Origin of the sequence: Labedaea rhizosphaerae, from assembly GCF_004362825.1 — a bacterium.
In the GTDB taxonomy this organism is placed as follows: domain Bacteria; phylum Actinomycetota; class Actinomycetes; order Mycobacteriales; family Pseudonocardiaceae; genus Labedaea; species Labedaea rhizosphaerae.
This window is the reverse complement of the sequence record NZ_SNXZ01000010.1, coordinates 91,130-113,725: the sequence shown is the minus strand read 5'-3', so window position 1 is coordinate 113,725 and position 22,596 is coordinate 91,130. Positions and strand designations below refer to the sequence as shown.

At 67.3% G+C, this 22,596-nt stretch carries 14 protein-coding genes and 1 pseudogene; 6 read left to right on the top strand and 9 right to left on the bottom strand.

Features of this window, described 5'->3' with window-relative positions:
* Positions 1 to 28: 28 nt before the first annotated feature.
* Positions 29 to 1,027 carry a response regulator transcription factor gene (locus EV186_RS39720; RefSeq protein WP_243754511.1) on the bottom strand — a complete coding sequence of 333 codons (999 nt, stop codon included), beginning with the start codon at positions 1,025 to 1,027 and terminating at the stop codon, positions 29 to 31.
* 443 nt (positions 1,028 to 1,470) lie between these two features.
* Between EV186_RS39720 and EV186_RS36440 the strand changes: the two genes are divergently transcribed.
* A complete protein-coding gene (locus EV186_RS36440) occupies positions 1,471 to 1,920 on the top strand; it encodes a nuclear transport factor 2 family protein (RefSeq protein ID WP_166659502.1) in 450 nt (149 codons plus the stop codon).
* Between the two features lie 36 nt (positions 1,921 to 1,956).
* On the opposite strand, the gene EV186_RS36435 is transcribed toward EV186_RS36440, so the two are convergent.
* From EV186_RS36435 to EV186_RS36425, 3 genes are all read right to left on the bottom strand, one after another.
* On the bottom strand, positions 1,957 to 2,880 hold the full coding sequence (locus EV186_RS36435; RefSeq protein ID WP_133854091.1) for a ParB N-terminal domain-containing protein: 924 nt from the start codon (positions 2,878 to 2,880) through the stop codon (positions 1,957 to 1,959).
* A gap of 499 nt (positions 2,881 to 3,379) precedes the next feature.
* Positions 3,380 to 3,823: a PPOX class F420-dependent oxidoreductase gene (locus EV186_RS36430; RefSeq protein ID WP_133854090.1), complete on the bottom strand. Its 444-nt coding sequence runs from the start codon at positions 3,821 to 3,823 to the stop codon at positions 3,380 to 3,382.
* Between the two features lie 41 nt (positions 3,824 to 3,864).
* Complete coding sequence (locus EV186_RS36425; RefSeq protein ID WP_133854089.1) at positions 3,865 to 5,340, bottom strand: FAD-dependent monooxygenase; 1,476 nt, start codon at positions 5,338 to 5,340, stop codon at positions 3,865 to 3,867.
* 232 nt (positions 5,341 to 5,572) lie between these two features.
* Here EV186_RS36425 and EV186_RS36420 point away from each other — a divergent pair, with 232 nt between their 5' ends.
* Together EV186_RS36420 and EV186_RS36415 are read left to right on the top strand one after the other, a co-directional pair.
* Positions 5,573 to 6,922 carry an MFS transporter gene (locus EV186_RS36420; protein WP_166659501.1) on the top strand — a complete coding sequence of 450 codons (1,350 nt, stop codon included), beginning with the start codon at positions 5,573 to 5,575 and terminating at the stop codon, positions 6,920 to 6,922.
* Positions 6,923 to 6,978: 56 nt separating this feature from the next.
* Positions 6,979 to 7,563, top strand: a complete 585-nt coding sequence (locus EV186_RS36415; RefSeq protein ID WP_133854087.1) for a dihydrofolate reductase family protein — start codon at positions 6,979 to 6,981, stop codon at positions 7,561 to 7,563.
* Here the strand turns inward: EV186_RS36415 and EV186_RS36410 are convergent, their stop codons facing one another.
* Positions 7,564 to 8,562, bottom strand: coding sequence for an RNA polymerase subunit sigma-70 (locus tag EV186_RS36410; RefSeq protein WP_133854086.1), 999 nt, complete (start codon positions 8,560 to 8,562; stop codon positions 7,564 to 7,566). It abuts the gene before it with no gap.
* A gap of 209 nt (positions 8,563 to 8,771) precedes the next feature.
* On the opposite strand from EV186_RS36410, the gene EV186_RS36405 reads away from it, so the two are divergent.
* Positions 8,772 to 9,908, top strand: a complete 1,137-nt coding sequence (locus EV186_RS36405) for a type I restriction endonuclease (RefSeq protein WP_133854085.1) — start codon at positions 8,772 to 8,774, stop codon at positions 9,906 to 9,908.
* 275 nt (positions 9,909 to 10,183) lie between these two features.
* Here EV186_RS36405 and EV186_RS36400 read toward each other — a convergent pair whose 3' ends face one another.
* On the bottom strand, positions 10,184 to 10,810 hold the full coding sequence (locus EV186_RS36400; RefSeq protein WP_133854084.1) for a hypothetical protein: 627 nt from the start codon (positions 10,808 to 10,810) through the stop codon (positions 10,184 to 10,186).
* Between EV186_RS36400 and EV186_RS36395 the strand changes: the two genes are divergently transcribed.
* Complete coding sequence (locus tag EV186_RS36395) at positions 10,804 to 11,028, top strand: transposase (RefSeq protein WP_243754510.1); 225 nt, start codon at positions 10,804 to 10,806, stop codon at positions 11,026 to 11,028. The two genes, EV186_RS36400 and EV186_RS36395, sit on opposite strands and share 7 nt — an antisense overlap.
* A gap of 92 nt (positions 11,029 to 11,120) precedes the next feature.
* A pseudogene (locus EV186_RS36390) lies at positions 11,121 to 11,919 on the top strand (IS5 family transposase).
* Between the two features lie 522 nt (positions 11,920 to 12,441).
* On the opposite strand, the gene EV186_RS36380 reads toward EV186_RS36390, so the two are convergent.
* From EV186_RS36380 to EV186_RS40380, 3 genes are all read right to left on the bottom strand, one after another.
* A complete protein-coding gene (locus tag EV186_RS36380) occupies positions 12,442 to 13,050 on the bottom strand; it encodes a DUF4304 domain-containing protein (protein WP_166659500.1) in 609 nt (202 codons plus the stop codon).
* Positions 13,051 to 13,078: 28 nt separating this feature from the next.
* On the bottom strand, positions 13,079 to 20,506 hold the full coding sequence (locus tag EV186_RS36375; RefSeq protein WP_279538360.1) for a LamG-like jellyroll fold domain-containing protein: 7,428 nt from the start codon (positions 20,504 to 20,506) through the stop codon (positions 13,079 to 13,081).
* Positions 20,507 to 20,585: 79 nt separating this feature from the next.
* Positions 20,586 to 22,403: a DNRLRE domain-containing protein gene (locus EV186_RS40380; protein WP_133854081.1), complete on the bottom strand. Its 1,818-nt coding sequence runs from the start codon at positions 22,401 to 22,403 to the stop codon at positions 20,586 to 20,588.
* Between the last annotated feature and the right edge of the window lie 193 nt (positions 22,404 to 22,596).

The window sequence follows — 22,596 nt, the reverse complement described above, 5'->3', positions numbered from 1 at the left end:
GAGTTGGCGAAATTTCACATCGCCGCAATCACCGGCCGTTGTCGAAGCGGAAGCCGACCCCGCGCACCGTGCGGATCCAGCCGCCTTCGCCGAGTTTTCCGCGCAGCGAGCTGACGTGGGTGTCGATGGTGCGGCTGGCCTGCGCGCTCGCCGCGTGCGGCGACTGGTCACCCCACACCTCGGCCATCAGCCGCCTGCGGGTGATCACGGTGTCGGAGTTCGTGGCCAGGTAGTGCAGCAGGTCGAACTCCTTGCGGGTCAGCTCCACGGTCTTGCCGCGCACGCGCACCTGCCGGAACGCCGTGTCGATGGTCAGCGAGCCGATGGTCAGCGTGCCTTCCTTGGGGCCGTTCGCCCCGTTGCGCGCAACGCCGGCATCCCCCGCCGGGTCGCCGGTCGGCTCCGGGTGCTTGCGCGCGGGCGGCATGGGCCCGTGCCATGACTCGACGCTCTCGCGCGGCCCCGGCAACCCGTGCCGCAGCACGTGCTCGTCCACCCCCGGCTTCGCCGCGGACGCGTTCGGCCCGTGATCGTGGGAGCCGTTCGGCAGCGGCCGGGCCGGGCCGGCACCACCTGCACCATTTCGCGGCGCCGTACTCGCGCCGGTGCCCGGCAAGGCGCTCCTACCCACCACACCGATCCTCGACCGGCGCATGACCGCGTCGATGCGGGCGAGCAGCTCGCGGAACCCGTACGGCTTGTCCAGGCAGTCGTCGGCACCGGCCTGCAGGCCGAGGACCCGGTCCAGTTGTCCCCCGGTGAAGGCGATGATCGGGGTGTCGCTGGCGGCCCGGATCCGCGCGCACACCTCGAGCCCGTCGATGTCCGGCAGTTCGAGGTCCAGCAGGATCAACTCGGCGTCGACGTACGTCTCGATGGCCGTGGCGCCGGAGCCGACCGTGAACGTCTCGTGGCCGTAGCGGGCCAGGCTCCTGGCCAGCGCCGTCGCGTCATCGGACTGGCTCTCCACGATCAGCACCCGTAACGGTCGCGCGATGGTTGCCGTCGCGCTCGAACTCGTCCTCATTTCCATTGCCGATCCGTCCCCATCGTCTGGTCAACTGAAACGAGGAAAATCACAACAAAACTCACCGAGCTTCGTGGCTCCCCGACCATCTCCCTGCTATCCTCCGACGACCAATCCGCGATCGGCCGGCTACCGCAACGCATTGGTCTCACCGGGCCAAACATAAGGGTTCTTTCACCTCATCACGCCAATTTGCCTTGGCTGAATCGCCCCTGATTCGCAGTGTAGCCAAGACCCGATGGGGCGACCAGTCGTCTTTGTCGCCCCATCCGGTAAACGTCAGATACTTGTCAAAGATATGCAAATCAATGGCAGACGGATTGCCCGGCGACCGCCAATTGCGCCATGGTCACCAGGAGCGCCGCCCAGCCCGGCGGGCTGTCCGCGAGCCCGGCCGGTGCACCTCGGCCGGGCGCACCACGAGCCCCGATGGGAGCCAACCGATGACGAGCACCTTCCAGACCGCACAGGACGCGCTGCTGCGCGAGCTGTCGGACCGAGCGGAGATCTCCGAACTCCTCGCCCGGAACTGGCGCACGATGGACGACAAGGACTTCGACGCCGCCCGCGACCTGTACACCGAGGACATCGCGCTGGTGATGGCCGGCGGTGAACCGATCACCGGCGCGCAGGCGGTCATCGACTCCACCCGTGCCCTCAACGTCTCCTACAAGTCCACCCAGCACAACGGGTGCAGCCTGAGCATCGAGCTGGACGGCGACCGCGCGACCGCGCACGCCAACGTGATCGGCGTGCTGGTCGGCGGCGTGCCCGAGGTGCCGGCGGTCAGCGTGACCGCAGTCGGCGCCCGGGTCGGCGTCGTGCGCACCGACGGCGGCTGGCGGATGGACCGCATCGAGCTGACCCCGCGGTACCGCTACCCGGTCGGCTGAGCGGACCCGGCGGCGCGGGTGGGTGGGCCGAGCGGCTCACCCACCCCCGCGGGATGCGGAGCTGCCCCGCACCCGCCGCTCGATGTCGTGACGCAGTTGCGTCCAGGTCTCCGCGCAGCTGTTCGCCAGTTCGAGGACGATCTCCAGGCAGTGCTCCGGAATCGCGTCGACGATCTGCTCGCGTTCGTGGTCACGCGCGCAGACCCCCAGCCACTGCAGCAAAGCGCGGCCGGGCTCGGACATCCGCAAGGACGGGTCTCGGCGCAGCACGTACAACGCCGGCAGGCCGGTTTCCCCGCCGTCGGCCGGTTTCCCCGCCCGCGGCGTAGCCGCCTGCCGGGACAGGAACTTGGCGGGGACCAGGTCCTCGCCGCGGTCCATCCGCTTGCGCACGTCCTGCACGGTGCCCAGCGAGACCTTCGCCTCCCGCGCGATGGCGCGCAGCGAGGCGTCCGGGCGTTCGGCGATCAACCGGCCCGCCCGCAGCCGGCCTTCGACCGCGTTCACCGGCCGTGTCCTGCCGTCGCGGCCGAGTCTGCTGTTCGACTGCGCGGCCTTGTCAGTCGAACGCCTGCGGATGGCCGCGACGGTCGACGGGCTGAGCCCGGCCACCCGCGCGATCGCACGGTCGGACAGGCCCGCGTGCGACTCGATGATCCGCTTCACCGCGGCCTCGCGATCGGCGCGGGACAGCGGCAGGCCGTGCGTCACGTTCGCACGCACCGCACGCAGGAAGGCGTCCTGCGCGCTGCCGTCGAAGTACTCGACGGCGATCTCGCGATCACCCCGCGCCCGGGCCGCCTCGAGCCGGTGCATGCCGTCGACCACGCGCATCGTCGTGCGGTGCACCACGATCGGCGGCAACGGATCGCCGGTGTTCGCGAGGTTCCGCACATGCGCCGCGTCCTCGCCCCGAACGCGCGGTGAGTACCCGGGCAGCGGCTCGCTGACGGGCACCATCTCGATTTCCCCGGTGTCCCTGGCGTCGCTTCGTCCAGTCGAACCAGCGTCGCGCACGATTGCCATGACCCCCTTGACGCGCCGAAACCGGCAAGCCGACGCGCGGACCCGACGGGACCGGGCCCGGCTGCGCCAGCTCACCGAAAAGAGCTATTGATCAAGAAAAACGTTGTTACTGCCGCCGAGTGTTTCGCGGCCGGTTAATCAGAATGGAATTACGTCGATATCCGGCGGTCAGCCTATGCGCACCATCCTCAAAGAATCACGGACACATCCCCGGTTTTCACCTGTCCGCGACTCTAGTGCGCCCAGACTGGAGGGCACAAGATCATGCCTGGCGTGGGCTTTTGCACATGCCGAGGTGACGCTGTGAAATCAGCGAGGCTGCCTGGTCACGTAGCCTCCGTACCAAGTCGTGGAAATATCATCTCACGCATTGCCACCCGGATGGACCAATATCATTTGGCGCTCTTGCTCTGCGTTAGCAGCGGGGGCCCGCTCATCCCACGTCACGGCGGTGACTGGTGAACGGCGGGTCGTTCTCGTCGATGCCGAAGCTGATGACCCGCCGCGCGCGGATCCGGATGATCGCGCCGTCCCAGCCGTTGGCCACCCCGGCCCAGGCCGAGTCGGCGGCCTGCGTGAGGGCCTCGCCCTGACCACGGACCTCCAGGCACCGCGGCTGCCAGACCGGGTCCACCGACCGGAGGTCGTCGACGACGAACGCGACCCGGCCGTTGTCGCGGACGTTGCGGAACTTCCGGCTCGTCGCCATGTGCCGCCCGCCGATGTCGATCGTGCCGGTGGCGTGGTTGTACCGGAAGGTGACCGGGTTGATCTGGATGGTGCCGTCGGGTTGCGCCGTGGCCAGCCGCGCGAGGTGCTGGCTGGTCAGGTACGCGAGCTCGACGTCGGTGAAGACGGTGGAAACCGTGGAATCCATGGTGCTCCTCGTGTTCGGGGCGGTGCGGTGGGAGGCGACGCTCAGGCGGGACCGAACCAGCGCTCCAGCGCCGCGGCGACGCCGGTCTCGCCGCCGCTCGTCCACGCCACGTAGCCGTCGGGGCGGAGCAGGAACGCGTCGGCGCCCCGCAACGGGTTGTCCGCGCCACCGTCGACCGGCGCCGCGGTGACGACGTCCACCCGGTCCGCCCATGCGGCGGCGGCCGTGCGCAACGCGGCGTCGTCGGCGCAGTCGAGCAGCACCCCGCGCGCCGGGCGCAGCAACTCCGTGGTGCTGGTCTTGCGGTCCTGGTCGGCGAGGTCGACGTGGGGCATCCGGCGGCCCAGCAGCGGGTGGTCGCCCGCGCCGACGTCGTAGCGGATGTCCAGCCCGCTGACCATGCGGGCCAGGTGCCTGCTGACGTTCTCGTACTCGATCAGCTCGGCGAAGACGTCGCGCAACGGCTGGACCTCGGAACCGCCGAGGAACAGCAGGCCCTGCGCCTGCGTGTTGGTCAGCAGCCGCTCCCCCACCGGGTGCCGCTCGCTGTGGTAGGTGTCCAGCAACGCATCCGGCGCGCTCCCGCGGACCACGGCGGCGAGCTTCCAGCCCAGGTTCACCGAGTCCTGGATGCTCGCGTTCATCCCCTGCCCGCCGGCCGGGAGGTGGATGCGCGCCGCGTCGCCCGCGACGAGCACGCGACCCTTCCGGTAGTTCGACACCTGCCGGGACGCGTCGCCGTACGCACTGGTCCAGACCGGGACGCCCGCCGAGATGTCCTCACCAGTAAGTCGCTTCCAGGCCGCCACGAGCTCCTCGTAGGCGGGCGGGCCGCTGCGATGGGTCTTCGGCGCCCGGCCGCGTTCGCAGATGATGATCCGCGTGATGCCGCCGCCGAGGTCGCCACCCATGACCAGCCCGCCCGGCACCGTCTCGCCGTACCGGCGCTCGTCGGGGCGTTGCAGCTGCACGCCCCGGACGTCGGCCAGGAGCATCTCCATCGTCGCCGCGGTGCCGGGAAACTCGAAGCCCGCGCTCTTGCGCACCTTGCTGCGGCCGCCGTCGCAGCCCACCAGGTAGGCGCACCGCATCCGGTAGCCACCTCGCGGGCCGGACACCTCGATGTCGACCCCGTCGTCGTCCTGCGTCACCGACACCAGTTCGTGGCCGCGACGCAGCTCGGCGCCGAGCTCGGTGGCCCACGCCTCGAGCGCGGCCTCGGTCTGCGACTGCAGCACTGTCTTGTTGGCCAGGTGGGCGCCGTCGAGCACGCTCAGGTCCAGGGCCAGGCCACCGAAGTGGTGCTGACCGGTCGTCGGCAGGTCACCGAAGCGCGGCAGCAGGCCGCGCTGGTCGAGCACCTCCATGGTGCGCACGGTGAACCCGAGGCCGCGGGACTCACCCGTCGGCTCGGCGAGCTTCTCCACGACCACGACGTCGATGCCGGCGAGCCGCAGCTCACCGGCGAGCATCAGGCCGGCCGGACCCGCACCCACGACGACAACGGCAGTGTCCATGTCTTCTCCTTGGCTTCGGCTCGCGGCCGGATTCGGCAGCCGGGAATCGCACTCCACCTTGTTCGTTCACGCCCGCCCGGGTCAATGTCGGGCAATTCAGGATTGCGCAAAACCTGTGTCAGAAGAATTTCATCCGCGTCAGATGCCGTGCGGTGTCGTTGACACAATCCGCGCCACCTGATTAGCGTTGTCAAGATCACCAAGCACGCCCCCGATGCGAAAGGACCGACGCGTGGAGCGGAATCGATGGGCACTGGTCGTGGCCGTTGGGCTCACGGTTTTCGTCGCCCAGCTGGACGCCACGATCGTCAACGTGGCGCTGCCGGCCATCGAGGACGACTTCGCCACCTCGACCGCGCTCGTGCAGTGGGTCGTGCTGGGCTACCTCACGCCGATCATCGCGCTGGGTCTGTGCGCCGGGCGGTGGGTGGACGCGGTCGACCCGCGCCGGGCGCTGACGCTGGCGTGCGCGGGATTCGCCGTGTCCACCGCGTTGGCCGGGCTGGCGCCGGGGATCGGGTGGCTGATCGCGGCGCGTGTGCTGCAGGGCTGCTTCGGGGTCGTGCTGCTCGCGCTCTCGGCGGTGCTCGGCACCGTGTCGGTGCGGCCGGAGGCGCGCGGGCGGGCATTCGGCGTGATCATGCTGTTCGGCACCACCGGTGGCGTGCTCGGACCCGCGCTGGGCGGGCAGATCGTCGAGTCGCTGGGCTGGCCGTGGATCTTCTACCTGTCCATCCCCGCCGTCGCGGCCGCGGTTCTGCTGGCCTCGGGCCAACTCCCGCTCGGTGACGGGCTCACGTGGCCGCGGCGGCGGTGGCTGGTGGAAGCCGCCACGTTCGGCGGTGGGGCGGTCGCCGTGATCCTGGGTCTGTCGCTCGCGGTCACCGAGAGTCCGGTATGGCTGGTCGTCGCGGTGCTCGCGCTGCCGTTGCTCGTGGCCTGGTACCGCGGGCGGGACGCGGTGCCGGTGCGTGAGCTGCTCGGCACCCGCGGCGTGCTCGGCCCGCACGTCGCGCTCGTGTTGGTGTACACGGGTTTCAACGTGCTGGTGTTCGTGCTGCCGTTCTTCCTGCAGCACGGGCTGCACACGAGCGCGGGCACCGCCGGCCTGGTGCTGCTCGCGTTCCCGATCGCCGCGCTGGCGACCAGCTACGGCGCGGGCATGGTGGCCGACCGGGTCGGCACCCGGCCGATCGCCGTGGTCGGGGCCGGTGTCCTCGCCCTGGGCGCGGTCCTGCTGCTGTTCGCCGGTGACGCACCGGGCGACCTGTTCTGGCGGCTGGCGGTCGTGGGCGCTGGGTTCGGGGTGTTCAACGGGCAGTTGCAGGTCTTGTTGATGGGCAACACCCCGCGCAGCAAGATGGGGTTGACGTCGGCAACGTCCAATGTGGTGCGTCAGCTCGGTATCGCCTTCGGCTCCGCGACGGGTGCCGCGCTGTGGTCGGTGTCCGGGTCCGACGCGCTGCGCTGGGGCGCGACCCTCGGCGCCGTGTCCCTTGTCGTCGCCGGCCTCATCGTGGCCAGGACCCGAGTGGTGCCCGCCGACGACGCACCGGTCGCCGCCCAGCCGCACACCGATTAGGTTTTCGCGCCGCGCCCGTCTGTACCTGTGAGATCGACTCACGGGAGGCTGACGCCATGCGAAAACTGACCTTCGGCATGAATGTGACCTTGGACGGCTACATCGCCGCGCCCGGCGACGACATCGGCTGGAGCGGAGGTGAGGGACCGGACTCGTCGCCGAGCGACGAGTTGTTCCAGTGGTGGTCCGACCGGGTGGCGGCGACGGGCCTGGCGCTGTACGGGCGCAAGCTGTGGACGACGATGAGTTCCGACTGGCCGACCGCCGACCAGCAGCCCGGCGCCACACCGGCGGTGATCGAGTTCGCCCAGCGCTGGCGGGACATGCCGAAGGTGGTGTTCTCCTCGACGATCGAGGAGGTCGACTGGAACACCCGCCTGGTCAGCGGCGAGGCAGTCGCCGAGATCGCCCGGCTCAAGGCCGAGGACGCCGGCCCGATGGACATCGGCGGCGCGACGCTGGCCGGGGCGGCCATGCGGGCCGGGCTGATCGACGAGTACGTGCTGGTCACCGTGCCGGTCTTGGTGGGCGGCGGCACGCCGTTCTTCACCGCGCTGGACAGCTGGGTGAACCTGAACCTGGTGGAGACGCGGACGTTTCCCGGCGGCGTGCTGCTGACCCGGTACGAGACCCGCTTGTGATCACAGGGTCGGCGGCAGGCCCAGCCACGGTTTGCCGCCGGCGTCGAATCCGGTGAGCTCGGCGATCTTCCCGTCGACGATGTGCAGGGCCGCGATGGCGAACAGCCGGTACCGCGGGTCGTCGGGGGTGCGGAGGTACAGCGCGGCGGCCGGCATGCGGTTGACCGTGGTGGCGATACCGCGCCAGTCGTCGTGGCCGCGCTGGAAGAGCCCGCCGGAGACCCAGCTGTCCACCGCGTCCTCGGCCGTCATGACCGTGGTGCCCATCTCGGGCAGCATCGCGAAGCGCAGGTCGTCGCGCAGCAGGGACGTCAACGCGTCGAGGTCGTTGCGCTCATGGGCGTCCATGTAGGACTTCACCACGCCGCGCTCGTCATCCGTCAGCTCGTGGGTGGCGGGGCTGCGCCAGTCGAGGCGGCGGTCGGGCAGCTGCGCGCGCACCGTCCCACGCGCCCGCTGCAGTGCGCTGGTCACCGACGCGACGGTCAGCTCGAGGGCGTCGGCGGCCTTCGACGCCGGCCAGCCGAGGACGTCGCGCAGGATGAACACGGCCCGCTGGCGAGGTGGCAGGCGCTGAACGGCGACGATGAACGCCAGCTCGATCGTCTCCCGCGCCACCACCGATTCCTGTGGGTCTTCGGGGAGCATCCGGTCGGGGTAGGGCTGCAGGTACAGCACCTCGGAGCCGGCGTCCGCCAGCCCGGACGGTACCGGGGTGCGCTTCTCCAGGAAGTCGAGGCAGACGTTCGTCGCGATCCGGTACAGCCAGGTCCGCAGCGCGGCATGGCCTTTGAACGACTCCCGCTTGTTCCACGCTCGCAGGAACGTCTCCTGCGTCATGTCCTGGGCGTCCTCGTAGTTCGCGAGCATCCGGTAGCAGTGCACCTGCAGCTCACGCCGGTATCGCTCCGTGACGAGCGCGAACCGCGCCGCATCACCCGAACGAGCCGCCGCGATGAACGTGGCCTCGTCGGCGCTCAGCGGTCCAGCGTCGGTCATGGTCGTCAATCCTTCCACCGGTGTCGGGGGGCTACCAGAACTGACGACGTGACGGAGGTTTTCTGATCGGTGAAGCCGCCGACACCGAGCTGTCCGGGTCGGCGAGGTCTGTTCGATTGCAACTGTAACGCTCCTCGGGCAGGCGCCGACCTCCCTTAGCAAGGCTGCCCGCACCCCTTTTTGCGCGGGCGAGGAATAGAGGAGAGTTCGTGGCGATCGGTGACCGGGTGGCGGAACTGTCGGCGAAGCTGGCTACGCAGCGGGCCGTGATCGAGACCGAGGAGGCCACGAAGAACGCGTTCGTGATGCCGTTCATCGGGCGGGTGCTGGGATACGACGTGTTCAACCCTTCGGAGGTCATCCCCGAGTTCACCGCCGATCTCGGCACCAAGAAGGGCGAGAAGATCGACTACGCCCTCGTCCACGGCGGCGCCGTGCAGATCCTCATCGAGACCAAGAAAATCACCGAGCCGTTGCGCTGGGAGCACGCTTCCCAGCTGTACCGGTACTTCTCGGTCACCAACGCCCGGGTGGCGATCCTGACCAACGGTCAGTTCTGGGAGTTCTACACCGATCTCGACGAGCCCAACAGGATGGACGCCAAACCATTCCTGGTGCTCGACCTCGCCGCAGTCGATCGCACATTGCTGCCCGAACTGGCCAAGCTCACGCGCGAATCGTTCGACCTCGACTCGGTGCTCAATGCCGCCGGCGAACTGAAGTACATCGGTGAGATCAAGCGGACGCTCGCCGCGGAATTCCGTGAGCCATCCGAGGAATGGGTTCGCTACCTCGGCGTGCGCGTGTTCAGCGGCAAGAACTTCACCCGCCAGGTCCGCGAGCAGTTCGCCCCACTGGTCGAGAAGGCGGCCCACCAGTTCCTCACCGAACAGGTCAACGCCCGGCTCAAAACCGCACTCGGCCCGGACGCCGCCCTCGACGCGACGACGCCCGCCGAACCGCAGATCCTCGCGCCGACGCCGCCGGTCCCGGCCCAGGACGTCACCCCGGAGGCCACCGACGTCGTGACCACCGAAGACGAACTCGAGGGCTTCCGCATCGTGCGGGCCATCGTCTGCAGCGAGGTCCCCGCATCACGCATCGCATCCCGCGACGCCAAGACCTACTTCGGGATCCTGCTGGACGACAACAACCGCAAACCCATCGCGCGCCTGTGGTTCAACCGCTCCCAGCGCTACCTCGGCGTGTTCGACGAGGACAAGAACGAGACCCGCTTGCCGATCAACGACATCACCGACATCTACGCCCACGCGGACCAACTACGCAAGACGGTCGCCGGCTACGTCCGCCCCGCAATCCCGCCAGCGAGCGTCCCGATGGGCTGAGAGCGGGCCGCCCGTGACGCCGCTGTCCGGCTGAGCGCGCCGAGCCGCCCGGCAGCTCGATGCCGTCGATGCGCGGTCCCTGCTCCGCGAAGGCATTCTGGCGGGCGTCGACTTCCGCACCGTGGCTCGGCGTCTTGGCCACAGCGGCAGCGCAACGACCCTACGGGTCCACAGGCGTGGTTCAGGCGAGGCTGACCCGCGGGCAGCGAACACACCCGCCCCACGAATGCCGGTATCAGTGGTGGCGCAACCCTAGGCGTCGTACGTCCCGACTCTCAATATCTGGACAGTTTGGCCCGTATCCACGCAACCATACGCCTGTCGGAATCCTCCTCCGCTTCCATCGCTCGCAATGCCTCCGCAAGTTCAGGCGACGGACCCTCATCGACCAACAACAGGGCCACTGATTCGGCGCGCGAGCGGCGCAACTCCTGGATCCTGGTCGCCGGATCCCTCACCAGGTTGAGTAGCAGCCGCCGATCAGTCAGTGATCGCAACTTCTCTGCCAGCGATGTCAGCTTTGTGACTAATTCTTCAATTCTCTCGCTCTCGTCGAGGTTGAATTGCCATAGCCCCAAATGGTTGTGCGGAGACCTCAACCGTGTCCACCAGAGTGCGCTTGCGGAGGTCTCGTCCTGCACCGCGTCCACATGTTCTCGCCATTCGATCCACGGCAGCGGACTGACTCCCGCATCAACGTAGAATTCTGCTTCGCGTTCACCCAGCCGCCACGACAAGAAGTTAATAGCGGCCAAGTCCCCATTTGTCGCGACCAACCGAAAATCTCGACCTCTCTTCGAGAATCCTACTTCCTTCAACAGCACCCTTACACAATCACGCAGAAACGCATCGACCGGCTTTACCACATCGGCCCCCTTACTCGACATTTCATGCCGTGTCACCGGGAGACCCGGACATCCTGCTGGTCGCCGACGCCGGCTACGACGGGCCGCGGCTGGCCCGCGTGCTGGCCGACTTACCGATCATCGTGCTGGTGCGGATGCGCTCGGACCGGGTCCTGCACCGCCCGGTCCCGCCACCACCGTCCGCCACGGCACGCCCCCGGGGCCGACCCCGCCGACACGGCGGCGAGTTCGTCTTCGGTGACCCGGCCACTTAGAGTTCCTAGCAAAGTTGATCTTGGGTCTTCCGTCTGTCGTGAATGTTGATCTACGGTGTGGGGCCGTGAGGCGTGGTGAGCAGCCGCCGTGGATCGTTCCGGACGGGCTGTGGCAGCGCATTGAGCCGTTGCTGCCCAAGTCAGCGCCGCGGAATCCGCGGTATCCGGGTCGGAAGAGGATCCCGGATCGGCAGGTGTTGTGTGTGGGATCTTGTTCGTGCTGCACACCGGGATCCAGTGGGAGTTCCTGCCGCAGGAGTTGGGGTTCGGGTCGGGGATGACCTGCTGGCGCCGGTTGGAGGAGTGGAACCGGGCCGGGGTGTGGCAGCGGCTGCACGAGCTGCTGCTGGCCGAGTTGCACGGTGCCGGGAAGGTGGACTGGTCGCGGGCGATCATCGACTCCTCGCATGTTCGAGCTGCCAGGCGTGGCCCACAAGCGGTCCGAGCCCGGTTGACCGCGCCCGCCCGGGCTCGAAGCACCACGTCCTGACCGAGGGTGCCGGCATCCCGCTGTCGGTGTCGTTGACTGGCGGCAACCGCCATGACGTGACCGAGCTTGAGCCATTGATCGAGGCCATCCCGCCGGTTCGAGGCCGCCGTGGCCGGCCACGCCAACGACCGGACGAGTTGTACGGCGACCGTGCCTATGACCATGACAAGTACCGCAAGAAGGTGCGCGCCAAAGGCATCCGACCGCGCATCGCCCGCCGGGGCCAACCCCACGGCTCCGGACTGGGCAAGCACAGATGGGTGGTCGAGCGCACCGTGGCCTGGTACCACGGCATGAAACGCCTACGCATCCGCTGGGAACGCCGAGACGACATCCACGAAGCCCTACTCGGCCTCGCCACCTGCATCATCACCTGGCAACACGTCACCCGGCTTTGTTAGGAACTCTTAGGGCGAACCCGATGTCGTCACCGAGACCACCACCTGGCTCTATGGGCCGGCACAGGTCCGGGCCTGGGACCGGCTACAACCCCGGCTGACCCACCGCATCGCCTGGGCCGGCCACGACGGCACCCTGCCCATCCTGAAAGGAACCGTCATCCGCCTCGAAGTCCAACGGCTGCCCTCCGGCGCGATCCCGAAACCGGTATGGCTTTGGCACTCGGCCACCGGCCTCGACCGCACGGAGGTGGACCTGGCCTGGCAGGCGTTCCTGCGCCGCTTCGACATCGACCACACCTTCCGCATGCTCAAACAAACCCTCGGCTGGGCCACGCCGAAACTACGCTCACCCCACGCCGCCGACCGCTGGACCTGGCTGCTGCTCACCGCCTACACCCAACTCCGCCTCGCCGGCGACCACACCGAAGACCTCCGCCGCCCTGGGAGAAACCCCGACCAGCCCAGCGACTCACCCCAGCCCGAGTCCGCCGAGGATTTCGGAACCTACGCCCACACCTCAAGTCAGCTCGCGGCAAGCTTGGCGCGGACCCAAGAAGCCACCTTGTCATCCGGATCCCGGGCCTCCAGTACTTGCAAAAGCTCGTCAAGCTCGCGCGACGGACCATCGTCAACCAACAGCAACGCCATCGAATGCTCACGCGAGTGACGCAAATCCTGAACTGCGGTCGCCGAGTCGCGAACCACAGAAATCAAATTCCGACGATCGACCAAAATACGCAATCGATCGGCCGCTGCACCCAGCGCACCCAATAGTACGTCAATTCTTTCATTGTCATCCAGGTTGACAATCCACGTATCCGTGTACGGAAACGGAGACTCCATGTACGTAAATGGCGAGAACAACCTCTTCCACCACAGCGCGCCACCGATCGACTGGTCATTCACGCCACTGACCTGTTCGAGCCATTCGACCCAGGGCACCGGCAAGATCCCCACGTCAAGATTGAATTCGACTTCTCTTAGACCCAGCCGCCACGATTGAAAGCCGATAAGCGCCGTGTCACCGTTCGGCGCAACAAAGCGAAAATCGCGCCCCTTTTTCGAGAACCCCTTCTCCTTCAAAAAGGGCCGCACGGTGTCGCGCAAGAACGCATCGAGCGGTTTGACCACGGAACGAATCCTTCCTTGCCCAGCCGTTCTAGCGCGTACCCAAGACGACGGTACTACCTGCAATTGCGGGTGCGCATCCTACACCGCTCGCACAGGCGAGGCCAGTGAACAGTATGGCGCCGCCGACCGTGAGTACCTCCGGTGAAGTAATCCAGTCCCAGAAGCCACCACCAGTGTCTGGCGCCGGATCATTCGACGGCACATATATCGGAAGAGGTACCGGCACAGGGTCCGGGACCGGAATGGGAGATCTTCTTGGCAGAGTGTCGCCATGGTAGATGATCGCACCAGGCCCGACACCAACAACGCGGTCATTGTTGACACCGGGGTAGGGACCGCCAATGGACCAACCCTTCTGAGCGGTAAGTGGTAGGCCGAGTTTATTGTACTGGTCCACGTACCATTGGGCTTCTGGCCCTGCCTTCGCGCCCTGACCTGCGCTCTTTACTTCCCAGACCCATAGATTCTGGCCGTCATCGTAGGTGATGTCGGCGTAACCCGCGTTGCCAGTCCCGTTCTTGCTTGCACCAGGAATTTTGAAGCCTGAGGTGACCTTGCTGGGGTCACCGCCTGCGGCCGCGACTTGCCCTCGGATAATGACGATCGCTACGTCGACTGCGAAATTGTGCCGGGTGGTGTAGTCCTTGCTGGGCGGAGTGCTGGTGATCGGGAAGGGGTTGCCTGGCAGGCCACCTCCTGCGCCAGGTGGAGTGACGCCTGGCGGTTCATAGTTGACGTTGGTGACGCCCGTAGCGCCGGCGACGGTGTCGGAGACTTTGCCGAGCAGGACGGTGTTGTCGACGGTGAGAGAGTCCTGCAAGTTGTCATAGGACTTGTTGATGTCCTGGACGGGGTTCTGGTAGTCGCTGCTGGTTCGGGACGGGACGTCCGGTGCGGACGAAACCGGTGGGGCGATGGAACCGCCGTAGAGCGGTGCGGTCATCGCTGCTGGTATCGGCAGCGGGTTGTCCCGGGCTGCCGCGCGATTCGCGGCGCGCGCCTGCTGGGTGACGTCGGGCCCGGGGCCGTGACCACCGCCGCCACCGCCACGGCCTCCGCTACCACCACCACCGCGACCGCTACCGCCGCCGAGGCCGCCTAGGCCGGCTCCGACAGCGCCGCCGGAGCCACCGGACGACCCACCAGAGCACCCGAAAGCCTGGACCCCGGGAGGCGTCGAGCAACCGCCGCAGCCGAAGGTGAGAACTCCCAAGCCTCCCGAACAGCTGCCGCTACTGCCGCCACCACTGCTGCCATTGCTTCCGCTGCCGGGGCAGTATGGATACAAGGCGCAAACGGTAGTGCCATTGCACGAACTGGTCCCGTATGCGACAGCGCAGACTGATGTGTGGCCGGTGGGATCGGTGTAATTGAGCGGCGATCCGCTGGCGTAGCCGTACCGATTGACACCGCCCGCGGGGTCGTCGTCGCGGCTGGTGAAGGCGGCGGTGCCCGGGTCGTACCAGCGGGCGCTCATGTTGACTTGGCCGGTGTCGGGGTCGGTGTAGCCACCCTGGTAACCGAGGCGCCCGGTGGTGCCGGTCGTCCCGGTCGGTGTACCGAAAGGGTCGTAGCCGGTGCTGCCGGTGAGCTGGCCAGTGGTCGCGTCGACGCTGGCGACGACATCGGTGTGTTGATCGGTGAGCGCTAGTTGGCCGGTCGCGCCAGTCTTGGTGGCGATGGGTTCGCGAGCGGGTCCGCGGGCGATTGTTGTGGTGCCGTCGCTGACAAGGGCGTTGCTTGCGCCGCTGTAGGTGAAGCGTTGCTGGTTGCGGGTGGCGACGCGGTCGAGGCTGTCGTAGCTGTAGTGGGCCGTGTCCGCTGTTGTCAGGCGGTCGAAGGCGTCGAACTCGAGGTGCTGGGTGGCCGATCCGGTGACCTTTGTGGACTGGGTTCCCCGCGGCGTATAGGTGTAGGTGCTGGTTCCGTCGGTGAGCAGCCGGTTGCGTTCGTCGTAGGTCGCGGTCTTGCCGCCTGCGGTGGTGCGGTTGCCGGCGTCGTCCCAGCCGTAGGCGGTGGTGGTGCTGTCGTGGGTCCAACTGGTGAGTCTGTTGGCGTAGTCGTAGTCGTAGGTGCTGCTGGCTGTGCCGGCGAGACCGGTTGCGGCTTTGGAGGTGAGCCGGTTGGCGTTGTCGTAGCCGTAGGTGAGGCTCGCGACCGTATTGCCGCTTGAGGTGGTCAGGGTGTCGGTTTTGAGCCGGGCCAGGTCGTCGTAGCCGAAGGTGCGGACGTTGGTGCCGTAGCTCTCGGTCTTGGGCAGGCCGGCGGTGTCGTAGGTCAGGAGTTTCGTGTTGCCGGTGAGCGGGTCGCGGATGCTGGAGAGCCGGTCGCTGATGTAGCCGTAGGTGGAGGTACCGGATGCATCGGTGCGGCTGGTGACGTTGCCGTCGGCGTTGTAGCCGAAGGTGGTGGCACCGGACGGTCCTGTCGTGGTGAGCAGGGCGCCGCGGTCGTTGTAGGTGAACGTGTCGGTGCCGTCGGGTGCGCTGCTGGTGCTCACCCTGCTCAATGCGTCGTAGGCGTAAGTGCGGTCCGTCGTGGCGCCCTCGGCGCCGGTGCCGGTTTCGTGCCGGAGGTTGTCGAGGAGGTCGAAGGTGCGGTCGCGGCGCACACCACCGGGTTCGGTGAGGGTCGTGACGTTGGCGGATGCGTCGTAGGAGGCGGTCCAGGTGCGGTCGGCCAGGTTGGGTTGTGCGGTGGTGGCGGGTTCGACGACGCTTTCGGGCAGACCCCAGGAGTTGGCCGTGGTGATGGTGCTGTTGCCGCGCCCGTCGGTTTGCCTGGTCAGGTTGCCCGCGGCGTCGTAACCGAACGACGTCGTGATGCTGTGGCCGGCGGAGACGGGTTCGACCTGTCGAGTCAGTCGGCCGAGCGCATCGTGGTCGAACTGCGTGACGTGGCTGAGCGGGTCGGTGTACGTGCCAAGGTTGCCCGACTGGTCGTAGGCGTACTTGCTTTGCCGCACCAGTCGGCCGGTCGGACCTGTGTCCAGTTCCTGGATCGGACGTCCCGCGAGGTCGACGTTGATTCGGTGTGCTCTACCTGCGGCGTCCGCGGTGCGTACTTGCCGACCGGAGCGGTCGTAGCCGAACTGAGTGGTCACGCCGGCCGCGGAGGTGGTCCTGATCAGCTGGTTGAGTGCGTCGTAGGTGGCGGCGCTCGTCGCGTTGGCCGGCGTGGTCGAGCTGGTCAGGTTCCCGGCGTCGTCGTAGCCGTAGTGGCTGGTGTACGTGCCGGGGGTGGGGTAGCGCTCGAGTTCGCTGCTGGTCGCCAGGCGGCCGAGGTCGTCGTAGGTGCTTTCGACGCGAGCGCCGGTCGGGTCGGTGACGGAAAGCGGTTCACCGGTGCGGGTATAGGTGAACTGCCATTCCCCGCCGGGCTGACCGGGATTGGTGGGGTCGGGATCGATCTGTTTGGTCAGCCGGCCGAGCTGGTCGTAGTCGTAGCTGGTGACCGCGCCACGGGGTCCGGTGACAGCCGTGATCTGGCCCAGACCGTCGTAGGCGAAGCCGGTCGTCGTGCGGATCGGTTGTGTGGCCCCGGGAGCGGTGTAGTCGGGTGACGTGGTTGAGGTCGGACGGCCGAGCCGGTCGTAGCCGGTGAGCCAGGTGTTGCTGTTCGCGTCGGTGGTGTGGGTGGCATCGCCGAACGTGTCGTAGCCGATCTTCGTCGTCGGCCGTGCGGTTGTCGGTGCTCCCCCGTTGGTTTCCACGGCGACCGGTGGCGCGATCGCGTGCGTGGCTTCGCCGAGTTCGTCGAACTGGTAGTTCGTCGTGAACGCAGCCGGATCGGCGCCTGCGGCCGTGCCGCGTGGGTCGGTGACGGAGGTGAGCAGGTTGCGTTGGTCGTAGCCGTAGCGGGTGGCGAGGGTTTCGGTGCCGGTGTTGACGGTCTCGCTGGTCCGGCGTCCGGCGGGGTCGTAGCCGTAGTCGACGGTTTCGGCGACGGTGAGGTCGTCGAAGGCACCGGTGTTGGACTCGCGGCCGGTCATGTTGACCCGGGTGACGTTGCCGCTCAAGTCGTAGGCGAGCTCGGTGCGGTGGCGGAGGCCGTCGGGGTCGGCAGTGGTTGCGGTCCGCCGTCCGACGGCGTCGATTTCGTAGGTGGTGACCCGCCCACCGGCAAAGGTTTGCTTGCTGGGGTTGCCTGCGGCGTCGAAGGTGTTGGTGGTCAGGACGACGTCGCGGGTGCTTCCGTCCGGGTTGTGCACGCCGAGCGCGGTCGCGCGGTAGGGCAGACCGTCGTTGTAGTAGCTGTAGCGGGTGGCGCGGCCCATGGCGTCGACGTGGCGGACGAGCTGGCCAGCGAGGTCGTAGGCGTAGGAGTCAACGACGAGGTAGTCGTCCGGGCCGGGTTGTGCGCCGTCGGGATCGCCGTTCCACCCACGCAAGCGCACTTCGGCCAGCTTGTTGCGCGCGGTGTAGGCGTACTCGTATTGCACGCCATCGGCGTTAACCATGCGTGTGGTGTTGCCGAAGCTGTCGTAGCCGAAGCTGGTTTCGTTGCCCTCGGGGTCGGTGACGCGCTCGACGCGGTTGTGCTCGTCGTAGTCGATGCGCGTGGTGCGGGGCTGGTCCGTGCCGACGATGTCGACGCTGTCGACGGCGGTGGCGTTGCCGTCGGGATCGTAGGTGGTGGTGTCGCGCTCGGTGTGGCGATCGCCGGTGACGGCATTGGTCGTGGTCGGCGCGGTCACGACGGCGGGCCGTGAGAGGTCGTCGTATGCCGTTGTCGACGTGATGCCCTGGGGGTAGCTGTCGGAGATCTGGGTGGCCGAGACGCGGCGGCCGAGTTCGTCGTAGATGTACCGGGTGATCAACCCGGTCGGGCTGGTGACCTGCGCGAGGTCACCGTTGCGGTAGTACGCGTAGGTGGTGACAGCGTTGCGCGGGTCGGTCGAGGTTGCGAGCAAGCCGGCTGGTGCTGTGCCACCGTCGTAGGCGGGTGTCGTGTCGGCGGTGTAGGTGTGCCGGACGACTGCATTGTCCGCCGTGGTTTGTGTTTCGAGGTCACCGCGCGAGGTGTAGGTGAAGGCTGTGCGGTAGCGGTTGTCGGTGGGGCCACTGGAACGGGCGTCGCGGGTCGCGATCACCTTGTCCAGGCGCGGATCGGTCAAGTCCGTGCCGACGGGGTAGTACTCGTAGTAGCTGGTTTGGCAGTCGGTCGGCCCGGTACGGCAGGTCGTGCGAGTGGTCACGTTCCCGCGAGCGTCGTGCCCTAGGGCGATCGTGTTGCCGTTCTCGTCGGTGATTGCGCTCTGGTAACCGTTGGCGTCGTAGTCGAACGTGCGCGCACCTTGCAGATCGACCGGCGGGAACGAGCCAGGGCCACCATTGGTCGGGACCTCGCAGAACGGCTGGTCGGGCGGGCAGTCTGGCGGCGGGTCAACAGGATCGGTGGTCGGGGGTGGGTTGTCCTCGGGCCGGGTTTCGGTGCCCAAGGGCGCGAGGTAGCGCAGGATCCGACCGCGGACCGGGTCGTATTCATAGAAGTGGTCGCGGTTGGCGGGATCCGTGACGCGGACGGTGCGGATGATGTTGTCGGGGTCACCGGACACATTGGGCGTGCCAAGGCGCCACGTTCCGCCGTTGCGGTCGATGTACTCGTCGACGCGGTCGTGGTCGAGGTCGTAGGTGAGCTCGGCCGCGGTTTTACCACTGGGCAGTACCACCGAGTTGATTTGATCCGATGCGGCTCGGGCCGCGAAGTGCGTGCGCACCGCGGGCAACCCGAGTGGGCGTTGGTAGACCGCCACCTCGTCGATGTCACCGGCGAACGACCGGCGTTGCGCGGCGCCCCACTGCGGCCAGGACGCCGGTGTGACCGCGTAGGCGGCTCCGATCTGGGAGTAGGTGAAGGCGCTGTGGTCGATGACGCCGGTGCGGGTGCCGACGAGGTTGCCGTCGAGGTAGAGCGACTGGGTTGTCAACGATCCGGTGAGCACCACGTGGTGCCACCCGTTGTCGGTGACGGCGCCGGTTGTGGTGATCGGATCGATCTGACCGGTCCATAGTTGACCGCGCAGTTTGCCGTCGGTGCCGATGTACAGCGTCGGAACGGACTTGCTGGGGGTGGCGCCATACGGGGTGTTCTCGACGCCGAGGAGGGGGCCGCCTGTCGCGGTGCGGAACCACAGTTCCGCGGTGAACTCGCGGCTGCGTCGTACCGCGCCGTCAGGCATCGTGATGGCCGATGTGGTGCCGTTGAAGGTCGCGGCGGCGTCCGTTGTTCCCGCGATCGCGCCCGGCGTGCCGGGCGTCACGTCGATGTAGTGGCCCTTGTCGGCGCCGAGGTTGATGGCGACCTGGCTGTATGCGTCGGGGCTGTCGGCGTCGCTGAGCCGCCAGTAGGAGTCCGGGCGGGAGTCCAGCACCGTGTTGCGGTAGTGGGTACCGGCGGTGTAGCCGTAGGTGGTGCAATGGTTTGTGGGATCGCACGCCTGGGTGAGCCGATCACCGTCGTAGACATAAGTCCACAACAATGACTGACCATTGACGGAATCGGTGTTGACGGCGTGGACGTGACCGCCGATCCATGTCAGGTGCAGAGCTCGGTTGCTGATGTGGTTGAGGATCGTCGTGACGTGGCCGTCCACATAGGAGTAGGACAGCCAGCGTCCGGCGTTGTCATGAATTTCGGTCAGATGACCGTTGGCGTCGAACACATATCGAGTGGCGGACTTGTCGGTGAGATCCCAGCCACCGCCGGTGCGCGGGACCAGGATGGCGTACCGGCCTTGTGGGGCGACGAGCGTCCCCGCCGCGGGTAGGCCGGAGACCGTCAGGTTGGCGCCGAATCGTGCTTGCTGACCGTCGGGGTAGGTGACCACGACGTTGCCTGAGCCGTCGGCGTCGGGCACGACCCGCATGTCGTATTGGCTGGACCAGCCGGCGCCGAACGCCGTGTCCCGCCGAGGGTCGAGGCTGTTGTAGGTGCGCACGACCGAGAGCTGCGGACCGACCGTCGACACGGTGGCATCTACAGCGCTGGACGTGTAGTTGCCGACTTGCGGATCGAATTCGCCGGACCGGCCGCTGTAAGGTGCGTTGCCCAGCTGAGCGGTGATCTCTGGCTGCGGCACCGCGGTCAGCAGGTTGCTGAAGGGCAGCGCCTGGTTCTCCGACGTGCCGTCGAACGCGAACACCCGCCACTGGTAGGTCCTGCCCCACACCAGCTTCCCCAGTGGGACGGTCCAGGTGGTGTTGGGCTGGCGTCCGGAGTCGAAACAGTTGACCTCACCCGGCTCGCAGATTTGGAACCGGTATTGCAGCGAGCTGTTCGGGGGTGCGTCGATGTCGACGGCCTTGGCCCAAAGGCTCGGGGTGAGTGTGGGTGCGGAGTATCCGTTGGGTGGGTACTGCTCCTTGATCACCGGTGGTACGTCGATCACACGCAAGGCGAGCACCGCCGGAGCGATCTGCTCGTCGGTGAAGAACGGGCCGCCGTTGCGGGTCATGGTGAACTCGAAGCGGTAGCTGCCCGGCGGGGTCGGCTGGATGTAGGCGTCGAGCGTGACCGACTGACCGCGAGCGACGTCATGCGGAAGAGATGCGGCTTTGACCCATCCGAGGTAGGTACCGGAGGCAGTGAAGTACCGATAGGCCAGCGAGTAACCACTCGCGGTCCACGTGGTCGCGCCGCGGTTGGTGACGGCCAGCTTCACGTGCCCCCCCCTGCGTTCGGGTCACCGGCGGGTTCGGCACCGGGCTGACGAACCGATAGTCGGCGTCATAGGGGGTATGGGTGATCGCCAGTCGCGGCGGGTTGGCCGTGCCTGCTTCGGTGAACTTCTTCCAGCCGAAGACGTCTGTTTCTGATGCGCGGACAGTAAGCCCATAGTTGGGTTGCTGACCGGTGACCCACCGCTGCACGAGGTCCCGCCCAGCGGCGCCGAGACTGATCGCCTCGGTCGCGGTCGGACACGGTGAGGTGGTCTGCCCCTGCGGGATGTATCCGTGGGCGAAGTTCGCGGTGCTGAGCGCCGACCCGTACGACGGGCCTGGGTAGTGCTGGTCGTTGCCGGCGGTCCACGCTTGGGTAACCGGGTACACCGACACGGGCCGGGCGTTGCACGACCACGAGAGGTAGTTCGTCAACGACAGCCGCGCACCGAAGATCTTGTGGTTGCGCAGCGCGGTTTCCACTCCTGGGAACGCCAGGTAACTCGCGGCGGTGTAGCTGCCGCCGCTGTCGGCGGAATGCCCGACCTTCAGGTCGTCCGTACGACTGAAGTTCGTGCCGTCACTGTTGCGCTGGACATACATGCTCGAGCCCGCCGCGCGGACATCGACCGGCGGATCGACCACGACGGGATAGGACCGTGCTGGATCATTGAGCCACGCATCATCGAGATCCAACCGGACTGCGACGCCGCCGTTCTCCTTCACCAGGCGGTACGACACCTTGTACGACGTGGCGGCCTCACCCTTGTGCGGGTCGTAGGACGAGTCGGCCATGTACCCGCTGGGGATCCGCGCCATCTGTTTGCCCGACGGATCCGAGAAGATGACCTCGCCGTCCTTCATGGAAGCGGTCAAACCCTTGAGCTGGAGCGGGAACACGAAGCTGTGCGGCGCGTCGGCCGACTGCAGAACGATCGATTCCTTGACCCCGGTGCTCGTCACCTGCAGCTTGATATCGGTGCTCGGCCGGACAGCGGTGTAGGCCACGGTGTCGTTCTTGGCCTGACCGGCGACACGAGCGGCGCCATCCAATCCGAACGCGAGCTGGTGCTGCGCGTCGAGGTCCAGCCGTGTCAGCGGGCCACCACCAGCGGTGGGTGCAGTCCAGACGTGCATCGAGTCCGCGGCGTTGTGCCAGCCCTCCGCAGGCGAGTTGTCTTTCGCGGTTGTGACGAGGTGCGTGTCGATCGGCTGCCAGGTTCCGTCCGGGCGCTGGAAGTTGATCGGGTCGCGGCTGAACTCCGTGGTCTGCGTGCCATCCGTGTTGTCGAACGTCCGCTGGTTCACGCCCCGCAACTCAGGCGCTTCACGGCTGGTGGCCGCGTCGAACCCACGGGCTGCCGGGTCCGGCGGGGCCAGCACCTGCACATCGTCGCGGACCGCAGGATCAGGCTGAGCCGCGATCGGTCGGTATTTCGACTGCAGCGACTTCGGCTTCGCCGTGTTGCCGCGACCGGCGTGCTCGTCGTGGTCCACCCCGGCCGCGTTGCCCCAACGCTGGCCAGGCCCATGTCCTGGAGCCGCGACCTCACTCAGGTCGCTCGGGGTGCCGGGACCGAGCATTCCAGCCACCAACGCCAGCGCCAATGCCAACGCGATCAGCGACCGATGCCGGCACCGGCGGCGGTGCGTCGACCCAGAAAAACGCGCATTGAACAGCGACAGGTTCACGACCCCAGCCCCCTCCTGAACAGGCGCTCATGCCCAGGAAGAGAGGCTCGCAGCGCCGCAACAAACGTCGCGAACCATCCCCGCGAGGATCCGCAGAGAACAGGAATACCGGAAGATTTGCCATCTGGGCAACACCAACCATCCGAACGGCCCAGTCAGGGAATGTTACACAACACCTCTATGATGTAGGTCA